The sequence below is a fragment of the Bifidobacterium sp. LH_413 genome (assembly GCF_056357015.1).
In genome coordinates this window covers 179,424-191,449 of the sequence record NZ_JBKEVK010000001.1, presented here as the reverse complement: position 1 = coordinate 191,449, position 12,026 = coordinate 179,424, and the positions used below count along the sequence as shown (strand labels likewise).

Below are 12,026 nucleotides of genomic sequence, written 5' to 3'. Positions count from 1 at the left end.
TAAAATGCGATACATCGCAGGAGTATCCCTCATAAAATCGTGAAATCATCGCAAAACTCACTCAGGAAATGTTGTTCACCATAGAGAACTCGCTCATAAAAGTGTAAAATCGGCCATATCGCAACGATTCATGGAAGGTGGGGAACATGACGTATCTCAGGCGTAACGCGGATGCATTCCTCGAATCATGGAAATCCAATCCGCACCGACTGCCGCTCATCATCAAAGGACCACGTCAGGTCGGCAAGACCGAGACGATCCGTCGTTTCGCACGCGACCACTATACGAACGTCGTCGAGATCAACTTCGTGGAGGAACCGAAATACCGCGCGATCACGGCGGACGGCTACGCCGCGGACGCCGTCGTCCGCGCCATCTCCCTCATCGACCCGTCGAAACGTTTCGTCCCCGGCGAGACGCTCCTGTTCTTCGACGAGATCCAGGCGCATCCGGACATCGCGACCACGCTCAAGTTCTTCGCGATCGACGGGCGTTTCGACGTGATCTGCAGCGGTTCGATGCTCGGCATCGGGTATCGGCAGATCGAAAGCAACAGCGTCGGGTACAAGACCGACTACGAGATGTATTCGATGGATTTCGAGGAATACCTGTGGGCGCGCGGATACGGCGACGACACCGCGGACGGCATGCTCGCCCATCTGTGCGAGGCACGGCCGTTCAGCCAGGTGGAGATGAACACCTTCTCCTCGCTGTTCCTCGACTACTGCGTGCTCGGTGGCATGCCCGCGGTCGTCGCCTCGTCCATCCGCACCGGGACTTTCGAAGGCACGTTGCAGATGCAACGGCAGCTCATCGGCGACTATCAGGAGGACATCCGCAAATACGCCGACGGTCTCGACCAGGCGCGCATCCTCAACGTGTTCAACCACATCCCCGTGCAGCTTGCCAAGGAGAACAAGAAGTTCCAGATCAGCAAGGTGGCGCGCGGAGCCCGGTTCAAGGACTACCGTGGATGCGTCGAATGGCTGGAATCATCCGGCATGGTGAACGTCTGTCACTGCCTGTCCTACCCGGAACTGCCGCTCAAAGGCAACTACGACGAGAACAAGTTCAAGCTCTATTTCGGAGACACCGGCCTGTTCGTCGCCATGCTGGACGACGAGGCGAGCGACGACCTTCGCGCCAACCGCAACCTCGGCGTCTACAAGGGCGCGTTGTACGAGAGCATCGCCGCCGAGGCATTGCGCAAATCCGGCTATGGACTCTACTACTACAAGAAGGAGGACTCCACGCTGGAACAGGACTTCTTCGTACGCACCCACGAATGGCTGGTGCCGGTCGAGGTGAAGGCACGCAAGGGCACGGCGAAGTCGATGCGCACACTCATCGCCTCGGATTCATACCCGGAGATCCGGTTCGGCGTCAAACTGCACGCCGGCAATGTCGGCAGCAGCGAACACGTGTTCACCGCGCCGTATTTCACCACGTTCCTGCTGCGTCGGCTGCTGCGCGAATACGATGCGGGGCGCGCGCCGCTGCTGGACGATCCGGAACGCTGAACCGCCCGCCGGCCGGAGTCACGTCTCACTGGTCGGCGGGGACTGACTGGCCGGGGCAGGCGTGGAGGACGGCGAGCATCGCGTCCTTTTCGGCGGACGTGACGGTGAGACCGTATTTCGATTTGACGCCGATCTGCCGCGCCACGTAGTCGCACCGGTAGGCGCCGTTCGTCGGCAGCCAGTACGCGGCGGACGCGGACCCCTTCTCCTGATTGGCGGGGCCGTCGACCGCGAGCAGATTGTACGGATCGTTGCCGTAACGGTACCGTTTCGCCGTGTCCCAGCCGCGCGCGCCCGACTGCCACGCATTCTCCAACGCGACCACATGGTCGATCTGCACGGCGGCGGACGTCGTCGCGCCACGCGTGAACTGTATCGTCTTGCCGGTGTACGGATCGTCGAGCGTGCCGGACGCGACCGTGCACGCGTACAGGCCGGTCGCGCCCTTGAACGTGACGTCCTTGAGGTCGCGCGCGAGGATGTCCTCGCGAATGTCGCAGCCGTTCCCGTCATCGTCGGTCTCACGGTAGCCGAACGCGTCACGGCTGTAGCCGGACGCGTTCGGCTGGTCGTCGACAGCGAGCGTGGCGAGCACGTCGGCGGCCTGTCCGGTCGCCGCCCTCTCGCCGGTGATGCTCGCGACGGTCGGACTGATCTCCGGCAGGCCGAGACCGATCGCCGCACCGGCGAGCGCGGCGAGGATGACGAGGATCAGCACGCGTTCGACGAGCCGTTCCGCGCTGAAACGGCGACGACGGAAGCGCGAATGATGACGACGACTCACGCGTAGGTGAAGGTGAGGGGGTCGTGGCCGGCGCGGGTGGGGCCGTCGAGCGCGTCGATCGCGGCGTGTTCGGCCGGTTCGAGCACGAAGCCGAACAAGTCGAGGTTCTGGCGCTGACGGTCCGCGTGTACGGACTTGGGGATGATGATCGTGCCGTTCTCGATGTGCCAGCGCAGGATCACCTGGGCGGGCGTGACGCCGTGCGCTGCGGCGATGCGTTCGATCGTGCCGTCGCCGGCGTTGAGGTCGGCGCCGCGGGCCATCGGCGAATACGCTTCGACGGCGATGCCGTGCGCCTTGCAGAAGGCGACGACCTCGCGCTGCTGCCACGTGGGGTGCAGTTCGATCTGGTCGATGGCCGGCCATTCGCCGGTCTCCTCGTGCAGCCTCTCCAGGTGCTCGGGCAGGAAGTTGCACACGCCGAGCGTCTTGACGCGGCCTTCCTCGCGCAGCTTCGTGAACGCCTTCCACGTCTCGCCGCTGCGCCAGTCGAACGGCGTGGGCCAGTGAATCATGTACATGTCGACGTAGTCGACCTGGAGTTTGGCGAGGGAGTCGTCGAACGCCTTGAGCGCGGAATCGTAGCCCTGCTGGGAGTCGCGCAGCTTGGTGGTGAGCCACAGGCTCTTGCGCTGCTCGCCCGTGTTGTAGCCGGTGGCGGCGAGCGCGCGGCCCACGCCCGCCTCGTTGTTGTAGCCGGCGGCGCCGTCGATGTGGCGGTAGCCGGCTTCGAGCGCGCTTTCGACGACGGGCACGACGCCTTCGTCGTCGATGCGCAGGACGCCGAGGCCGATCTGCGGGATGAGATGCCCGTCGTTCAGGGTGACGAGGGGCGTGTGGAAGGTCTTCGCGGGGTTGGCCGCGGGGGTGCCGGGGGTGTTCGTCATGATGGTTGTCTCCTTATCCGTCTTCCTCATCATAGGTGCCATCGTCGCCGTTACCGTCGTTAATCACAAGTGCCGTGGCCCGCGGGAGGCGGGCACACGGCACTTGGCGGATCACTGTCACGTGATCGACGTCACGACGATTGCGATGAATCGCGACGATCGCGGCTTACAGGCGCTCGAGCAGTTCCTTGACGGCGTCGGCGGCCGGGACGACCACCTTGTTCCCGCCGTCGCGATCGCGGATCTCGATGGTGCCGTCGTTGACGAAGTCGCGGCCGACCACGGCGATGACGGGCACGCCGATGAGCTCGGCGTCCTTGAACTTGACGCCCGGGGAGACCTTCTTGCGGTCGTCGTAGATGACCTCGACGCCGTTCGCCTCGAGCTCCTCGACCAGCTTCTCCGCGCCGTCGAACGCCTCGGCGTTCTTGCCGGTGGCGACCACGTGCACCTGGGCGGGGGCGCAGACCTTCGGCCAGGCGAGGCCACGCTCGTCGTGATGCGTTTCGGCGATGCAGGCGAGCACGCGGGAGACGCCGATGCCGTAGCAGCCCATCCACACGGGAACGGCCTTGCCGTTCTGGTCGAGGACCTTCAGGTCCAGCGCCTTCGAATACTTGAGACCGAGCTGGAAGACCTGGCCGATCTCGACGCCGCGCTCGAAGCTCAACGGGCCGGAGCCGTCCGGGCTCATGTCGCCGTGGCGGACCTCGACGGCCTCGACGGTGCCGTCGGCCTCGAAGTCACGGCCGTAGACGAGATCGTAGTAGTCGACCTCATGCTCGTCGGCGCCCGTGAACCATGCGGAGCCCTTGACCACGTGGGCGTCCACGAAGTAGCGGCACGGGTTCTCGACACCGGCCTTCTCGGCCTGCGGGCCGAGCACCATCGGTCCGATGTAGCCGAGCACCAGCTCCGGGTGCTTCTTGAGATCGTCCTCGGTGGCCTCCTCGATCTCGGCGGGCGCGAACTGCGCTTCGAGACGCTTCATGTCGACCGTGCGGTCGCCGGGCACGCCGACGACGACGACCTCGCGCCACGGCTCGTCGTGGTCCTCGTCCTCGGGGTGCTTGACGGTGATCGCCACGTTCTTGAGGATGTCGGAGGCGGCCCAACCGCGGCCGTCGGCGCGCGGATGGTCGGCGTCGGCGCGCTCGATCATCTTGTCGATGGTCTTCGCGTCCGGAGTGGCCTCCTTGTGCGCGGCCGGAGTGGCGGAGCAGTCGACCTCGGGCAGTTCGGGCGTGTGCAGCGCCTCCACGTTCCACGCCTTGCCGGACGGGGCGAGCGCGAACGTGTCCTCGCCGATCGGCATCGGGGCAAGGAACTCCTCGGACGCGGAGCCGCCCATCGGGCCGGACATCGCGAACACCGGCACGTACTTGAGGTCGAGACGCTGGAAGACGCGCTCGTAGGCGCCGCGCTCGTCGTAGTACGCCTTCTTCAGGCCCTCCTCGTCGATGTTGAACGAGTAGGCGTCCTTCATGACGAACTCACGGCCGCGGATCAGGCCGGCGCGCGGACGGAACTCGTCGCGGTACTTGGTCTGGATCTGGTAGAGGACGACCGGCAGGTCCTTGTAGGACGAGTACATGTCCTTGACGAGGAGCGTGAACATCTCCTCGTGCGTGGGGGCCAGCAGGTAGTCGGCCTTGTGGCGGTCCTTGAGACGGAAGATGTTGTCGCCGTACTCCTCCCAGCGGTGGGTGGCCTCGTACGGTTCGCGCGGCAGCAGGGCCGGGAAGTGCACCTCCTGGGCACCGATGCCGGCCATCTCCTCGCGGATGATCTCCTCGATCTTGTTGAGGACCTTCAGGCCCAGCGGCAGCCAGGTCCAGATGCCGGGGGCGGCCTTGCGGATGTAGCCGGCGCGCTGCAACAGCTTCGCCGAATCGACGTCGGCGTCGGCGGGGTCCTCGCGCAACGTGCGCAGGAACAGGGTGGACATACGAAGGGTATTGGAAGTCATGCGCTCCACGATATTCAAATCAACCGACAACACCGACGACAACACCGAACCAGCCGACGGCACCGATTCGACCGATAACACCAAACCAACCGATGACACCGGTTCGACCGCAACTCCGAATCATCCAACAACGCCAAACCACCCGATGCAGCCCCGGCACCTCATGTCCCACCACCCTTCAGCGCGACTATTCCCGGAAATCAGCCCACTCATCCGGGAATCCTCGCGCTGACGACGTCCCAGCGCAAAGAATCCCGGAAAATCACCGCGTCGGCCGGGAATCCTTGCACTGACACGGGCTCAGCACAACTATTCCCGGACGAAGCCGCATATTCCCGGGAAAAGTTGCGCCGAAACGATAGGAGCGGTCGATTCCGAGGGCCGGACCGGCAGCGGCACCAGCACTGGCACCAACACTGGCAGCAGCAGCGATACCGGCATCGGCATTGGCACCAAGCGGCATCGGCGCTGGCAGCGGGCCGTGACGAATCTTGGAATTTCGTCAGCCACGTGGGAGAATGGACGGGGACATACGAAGGGGACGCGCAATGACGCAACAGCAACCACCACAACCGGCATCACCACAATCACCGGCATCACCGACTCCGACATCGACGCAGCCACCACAATCACCACAATCGTCGCAATCACCGCAATCGACCGTGCGAACGGGCGCGACCGCGCAACCGCCGCACCGGTCCACCGTGCAGACGCTGCTGCTCGCGCTCGGCGTCGCACTCGTCGTCATCGCCGTGTTCGCGTTCGCATGGTTCGCCTACGGACTGCTCGGCGACGTGGGTCGCGCCGCGTGCGTGAGCGCGGTAGGCGCGATCGCCGTCGGCGTGGCCGTCGCGCTCACGCCGCGGCTGCGCGTCACCGCGGAAGGCCTCGCATGGGCGGGACTCATCGCGCTCGCCATCGGCGCGATTCTCGTCTCCACGATCAACGAACCGCACATCGCCGGCAAACCCGCATCGTTCATCTGCGGCGCGATGCTGTTCGTCGTCGCGGCGGCGGGGCTCGGACTGCGGCGCATTCCGCTGCCCGGCGGAATGCCGCCGCTGCGCGCGTACTCGCTGTACGCCGTGTTCGCGATGCCGTTCGCCGTGCTGATGATGGCGTACGCGCTGCCCATCGACGACGATCCGCAACGCATCGTCGTCCAATGCGCGCTCGCGGGCGTGACGGCGACGCTGCTCGCCGTCACGTTGCCCGCCGACGCGCGACGGACCATACCCGACTTCGAAGCGATTGCCGCGTTCGTCGTCGCCACGGTGATCCTCGTCTTCGGGTCGATCGAATTCGCGATGGCCACCGACTACGGGCATCTGCTGTGGGTGTCGGCCGCGCTGCTGCCCGTCATGGTCGGCGCGTGGATGGGCGTGCTCGCCGTCACGTACGTCCGTCCGTCGGTGCGCGACGGGCGTCCGCTGCCGACCGGACTGCGGTTCGTGCCGGTCAGCGCGATCATCTGGGTGCTGGCGGTCTCGACCACGCTGGTCCTGCGCTTGTTCCCGCTGACCATGCCGTCGGAGACCCGACGCATGTGGGCGTATCTGCCGGCGATTCTCGTGGCCGCGGCGGCGGCGATCGCCGCGTGCGTGATGCCGGGGCCGCGGGAGGAGGATACGTCTGAGCTTGAGGCGGGCGCGCTTGAGGCGGGCGCGAGCGCCGGGACGGAAGCGGCTGGGGCGGGTCTGCCGGCGGCCGGGAAGGATGTGAACGGGACTGACGCGGCCGGGAAGGATGCGACCGGGAAAGGCGCAACTGCCGAGAAGGCTGGCGGCAGGCCGGTCGTGAGTCTGGCGGAACGGGTGGCGGCCGCGTTGAACGGCGCGATCGTGCTGCTCATCATGGTGTGCGGCGAATTCGGACGCGACGGGATTCCGGCGCTTGTGACGGCGATGGCGGCGTTTGTGGGGCTGCTGGCCGCGACGGGATGCGCGTGGATGTGTGCGGCTCGGCCGGCGCGCAGGCTCGAACGGGTGCGGAGGGAGATAGTGACAGGCGGTCTGGAGATGATCGGGGCGAGGCCGGTCGGGCCTGCGCCGACGGCGGGACCGGCGGTTGCGGGACCGGCGGTTGGTGCGATGACGGGGGTGCCGGTCGCAGCGCCTCCGACGGCGGGACCGGCGGCCGGCGCGGTGACGGGGATTCCGGCCCCAGGACCGACGGTCGGCGCGGTGACGGCGCCTCCGGTCGCGGCGCCTCCTGTTCCGGGGGTTCCCGGCGCTGGGGTTCCCGGCGCTGGGGTTCCCGCTTCGCGATACCCCGTGTATCCGGCGAATCCCTATCCGACAAACCACTATCCGGCGGCCGTACATCCGGCGGGGCCTTATCCGGTGCAGCCTTATCCGGTACAGCCTTATCCGGTACAGCCGCATCCGGTCGGGCCATATCAGGCGGCACCGTATCCGGCGGGCTCATATCCGACAGAACCGTATCCGGTCGGACCGTATCCGGTCGAACCGTATCCGGTCGAATCCGGCTTCGCTTCCGCGAATCATCCCGGATATGGACGACCGGCTGCACCGGCGCAACCGATGGCATCACCGCAACCGGCACCATCCCCGTCTTCGACGGCACCGGTGGCTCCGATGCCGGTTCAGGCGCCGGTCCCGATGCCGAATACGCCTCCGATGCCGGCTCCACAGCCGCAGATGCCCGCACCGCGCACGCCGGTGATACCCCCGCAACCCCCGCAACCCCAGCAGCCAGTGATCGTGACGAAGGCGCGGGGCGTGGACGTGGCCGGCGCGATCGTCACGGCGTTCGCCGCGCTGGCGACCGTGTTCCTGCTCCTCAACACGCTGATTGCGCCACGGCCGTACATGCCGGCCGACCTCATCTGCGGGGCGATCGGCATGGGAGCGTTGGCCGTCGGAGTCCGCTGGCTGATGGTGTGGCCGCGCATACGCAGTTGGACGGCCCTGTGGCCGGCGCTCACCCTGCTCACGGTGCCGTCGCTGCTGGTGAGCTGGACTTCGCCGCTGTCATTCCCGAGGGCGCTCATCCTGTTCGGCATCGCGCTGGGCATGCTGCTGTGGGGTGCGCTGCGCGGGCTTCAGGCACCGCTCATTTATGGCACGGCGGTGCTGGTGGTGCACATGATCACCGTGCTGTGGCCGTGGCTGGCCGTGTTCTCCCGCCAGTTCTGGTGGGTGTGGCTGCTGATCGGCGGCGTGGTGCTCATCGTGGCGGCCGCCCGCTACGAGGCGAGCCTGCGGACGATGCGGACCCTCGCCGTCCGCATCAGCCAGCTGCGGTAGGGACCGACGGGGCCAAGCGCCAATCGTCACGTGAATGCATCACGCGAATGTGCATGGTCGAGGTGGTGATGTGCATGGTCGAGAGGCGAATGTGTATGGTTCGAGCATCAATGTGCATGATTCAGCCGGTGATGTGTAGCTCGCATGTGCCAACGTGTAGGGTGTGGTGCTGAAGACCGCCGTTCCCGGCACGGAATGAGCAACGGAAAAGCCCGGAATTCCGCCGAAATAGGTGTCGGCTCATCAGACCTTTCGTCGGATCTTCAGGGCCATGCCGCACAGGTTCATCCCGGAATCCTACAGGTTCGGCTATGAACCATGCACATTCGTCGCAGCACCATGCACGTTCGTAGCAAAACCATGCACGTACACAGCAGAACCATGCACGATACCTGCCCCCTCTCGGCCCGCACCGAAGATTCTTCCGATTCCTCTTCGCTCCTCCCGTTGCGACCATGGCGGTCGAGGAAGCGATATACTCCGCGGCGGCTTCGGCACGAAGCGCCCGGACGCACTGTCCGGAGAAAAACCACCCCGACGAACATAGAATGGGATGGGGGTGGTCGATATGACACAGCCGAAAGTGTCGAAAGCACAAGCGAATCGTATCCGTCCGGCGGCGGTGGCGGGCGCGTTCTACCCGGCCGACCGCGTGGTGCTGAAGCGGATGCTCGACCGTCAACTCGAGTACGGGCGCGAACTCATCGCGAAGCTCGCCGGCGCGGATGCCGGCGCGCCTGTGACGGCGAGCGCGGCAAAATCCCCGGTCACGGGCACGGACGCAGGAGCGACAGCCTCGGCCTCGTTGCCGCAGGGAGCGGCCTCGTTGCCGCATGGCACGCCGAAGGCGGTGATTGTACCGCACGCCGGCTACGTGTATTCTGGTACGACGGCGGCGCTCGCCTATGCGCTGCTCGAACGTGGGCGTGGTCGCATCACGCGCGCGGTGATCGTCGGGCCGACGCATCGTGTGGCGGTGCGCGGCGTCGCGGCCTCGAGCGCCGATGCGTTCGCCACGCCCCTCGGCGTGGTCCCCATCGATACCGCGTCGGAGAAGCGCGCGTTGGGACTCGCGCCAGACGATGCATCCGCCGAGCCGCTGACCTCCGGCATGCGCGCCACACCTGGAGCCCCCGCTCCGGCCCTGATCGTGAACGATTCGACGCATGCGCGCGAGCATGCGGTCGAAGTGCAGATCCCGTTCCTGCAGACCGTGCTCGGCCCGGATATCGAGATCGTGCCCCTGAACGCAGGCGATGCGAGCCCGCGCGAGGTGGGCGACGTGCTGCGCGCCCTGTGGGGCGGCCCGGAGACGGTGATCGTGATCAGCTCCGATTTGTCGCATTACCATCCGCAGGAGTACGCGCGGGCGTTGGATGACGCGACCATCGACGCGATCGGGCGGCTTGACGGACCGATCCGCCCGGACCGCGCATGCGGCGCGTATCCGGTCAACGGCCTGTTGGATGTGCTGACGCGCGGGCTGGCTCCGGCGCCCGACAGTCCGGCTGGTTCTTCGGCAGGCGGTCCGGCCGGTACCGCCAAGACGTCTTCGCCGTTCACGTTGCGGCTGCTTGGCCGGTCTACATCCGGCGATGACGGCGTGGTCGCGATCGCGGGCGAGGAACGCCCGGCGATGCGGAATCCCGATGAGGCGGTGGTCGGCTACGCGTCGTTCGCCGTGTGGGAGAACGACGGCCACCCTCAGTCGGCTGCGCCGACAGCCCCCGCCAGCGGGGGCGACGCACGCACCAGCATCGCCGACGCGGACGACTCATCCACCGTCTATACCGACGACACCCATACCGACGAATCACATACCGACGAATCACATGGAACCGTGCTGTTGCGGTTGGCGCGGGCGGCGATCCGCGAACATCTCGGATTGGATGACGGTGGCGCGGAATCCCCGGATTCCGTGGCATCGATCATCGCCGCGCACCCGTGGTTGGACGAGCCGGGCGCGAGCTTCGTCACGTTGACTGAGGGCGGCGAGTTGCGCGGGTGCATCGGCGCGTTGGAGGCGCATCAGCCGCTCGGCCGCGACGTCGCCGAGCACGCGGTGGATGCGGCGATCCATGATCCGCGCTTCTTCCCGGTCGTCGCGGAGGAGTATCCGCTGCTCGACGTGGAGGTGTCGGTGCTTTCGAAGCCGGAGCCGATTCTCGTCGTGACGCCCGAATGGCGGCGCGGCGACGACGGCCGCATGGTCGCCGTCCCGTCTGAGCACCCGGTGCGCTCGCGCAACGAGTTGGAGCGCGCGCTGCGTCCCGGCAAGGACGGTCTCGTCCTCGCCGAACGGGATGGGCGACGTCGCGCCACGTTCCTGCCGCAGGTGTGGGAGCAGCTGCCGAATCCGCATGATTTCGTCACGCATCTGCTCGCCAAGGCCGGCCTCGACGCCGCGCTCGACTGGCGCGACGGCGAGATCGTCTGCGAGCGCTACGAGGTGACCGCCTATGCCGACCACTGACCAAGTCCGGGGCACCTCCGAATCCCCCACATCCCCCGCCACAACCGATCCCGCCCTCGGTCGTTGGCAGACCCGCTTCGCCGACGGCACCGACCGCGCGCGTTGCGAGCTGTGCCCGCGCCGGTGCGTGCTGAAGCCCGGCCAGCGTGGATTCTGCTTCGTGCGCTCGAATCACGGCGGCGCGATCTATTCGGACACGTACGGCCGCAGTTCCGGGTTCGCCGTGGACCCGGTGGAGAAGAAGCCGCTCAACCATTTCCACCCGGGTTCGAGCGTCCTGAGTTTCGGCACGGCCGGCTGCAATTCGGCGTGCCGGTTCTGCCAGAACTGGGATATCTCGCGTGCGCGCGACTTCGACCGTCTGGGCGTGGAGGCGTCGCCGGAGAGGATCGCGGCCGTCGCGGCCGACCGCGGCATCGGTTCGGTGGCGTTCACCTACAACGATCCGATCGTGTTCGCCGAGTACGCGATCGACACGGCGTGGGCGTGCCGGGAGCGCGGCGTCCACCCGATCGCGGTGACCGCCGGCTATATGGCCGCGCCGGCCCGCCCCGACTTCTACGCGGCGATGGATGCGGCGAACATCGATCTGAAGGGCTTCACCGAGGAGTTCTATTGGAAGGTGACCGGCACGCACCTGAAGGACGTGCTCGACACGATCGACTATGCGGTGAACGAGGCGCGCACGCCGGACGGCCGTCACGTGTGGGTGGAGTTGACGACGCTGCTCATCCCCGGTCTCAACGACGACGACGCGCAGTTGCATGCGGAATGCGCGTGGATCCGCGAAACGCTCGGCCCGGACGTCCCGTTGCATTTCTCGGCGTTCCACCCGGCGTGGAAGATGACCGACGTGCCGCCCACGCCGCACGCGACGCTCACGCGCGCGCGGCGCATCGCGATGGATGAGGGATTGCGGTACGTGTACACCGGCAACGTGCACGACCGTGAGGGCGACACCACGTTCTGCCCGAATCCGGATTGCCGCGCCCCGCTCGTGGTCCGCGACTGGTACCGCATCATCGAGAACCGTCTGAGCGATACGGGCGATACCACCGACACTACCGTCACCGCCCGCTGCCCCGACTGCGGCACCCCGATCGCCGGCCGTTGGTGAACCCGAC

At 66.5% G+C, this 12,026-nt stretch carries 8 protein-coding genes; 4 read left to right on the top strand and 4 right to left on the bottom strand.

Annotation, left to right across the window (positions count from 1 at the left end):
- Positions 1 to 146 precede the first annotated feature (146 nt).
- Complete coding sequence (locus tag AC1AYN_RS00660) at positions 147 to 1,520, top strand: ATP-binding protein (RefSeq protein ID WP_476531444.1); 1,374 nt, start codon at positions 147 to 149, stop codon at positions 1,518 to 1,520.
- 25 nt (positions 1,521 to 1,545) lie between these two features.
- Here AC1AYN_RS00660 and AC1AYN_RS00655 read toward each other — a convergent pair whose 3' ends face one another.
- The 4 genes from AC1AYN_RS00655 to AC1AYN_RS00640 form a co-directional block, all read right to left on the bottom strand.
- On the bottom strand, positions 1,546 to 2,304 hold the full coding sequence (locus AC1AYN_RS00655; protein ID WP_476531443.1) for an HNH endonuclease family protein: 759 nt from the start codon (positions 2,302 to 2,304) through the stop codon (positions 1,546 to 1,548).
- Positions 2,301 to 3,191 carry an aldo/keto reductase gene (locus tag AC1AYN_RS00650; RefSeq protein ID WP_476502491.1) on the bottom strand — a complete coding sequence of 297 codons (891 nt, stop codon included), beginning with the start codon at positions 3,189 to 3,191 and terminating at the stop codon, positions 2,301 to 2,303. Before AC1AYN_RS00650 ends, AC1AYN_RS00655 begins: the two co-directional genes overlap by 4 nt.
- 166 nt (positions 3,192 to 3,357) lie before the next feature.
- Positions 3,358 to 5,160: a proline--tRNA ligase gene (locus AC1AYN_RS00645; RefSeq protein WP_476502492.1), complete on the bottom strand. Its 1,803-nt coding sequence runs from the start codon at positions 5,158 to 5,160 to the stop codon at positions 3,358 to 3,360.
- Positions 5,161 to 5,469: 309 nt separating this feature from the next.
- Positions 5,470 to 5,811 carry a hypothetical protein gene (locus AC1AYN_RS00640; RefSeq protein ID WP_476531441.1) on the bottom strand — a complete coding sequence of 114 codons (342 nt, stop codon included), beginning with the start codon at positions 5,809 to 5,811 and terminating at the stop codon, positions 5,470 to 5,472.
- Between the two features lie 53 nt (positions 5,812 to 5,864).
- Between AC1AYN_RS00640 and AC1AYN_RS00635 the strand changes: the two genes are divergently transcribed.
- The 3 genes from AC1AYN_RS00635 to amrS all read left to right on the top strand — a co-directional run bounded on the left by AC1AYN_RS00635 (position 5,865) and on the right by amrS (position 12,019).
- The gene (locus AC1AYN_RS00635; RefSeq protein WP_476531439.1) at positions 5,865 to 8,429 is read left to right on the top strand and encodes an SCO7613 C-terminal domain-containing membrane protein; all 2,565 of its coding nucleotides are present in this window, start codon (positions 5,865 to 5,867) and stop codon (positions 8,427 to 8,429) included.
- Positions 8,430 to 8,997: 568 nt separating this feature from the next.
- Positions 8,998 to 10,902, top strand: coding sequence for an AmmeMemoRadiSam system protein B (gene amrB, locus AC1AYN_RS00630; RefSeq protein ID WP_476531438.1), 1,905 nt, complete (start codon positions 8,998 to 9,000; stop codon positions 10,900 to 10,902).
- A complete protein-coding gene (amrS, locus tag AC1AYN_RS00625; protein ID WP_476531436.1) occupies positions 10,889 to 12,019 on the top strand; it encodes an AmmeMemoRadiSam system radical SAM enzyme in 1,131 nt (376 codons plus the stop codon). Before amrB ends, amrS begins: the two co-directional genes overlap by 14 nt.
- Positions 12,020 to 12,026: the final 7 nt, after the last annotated feature.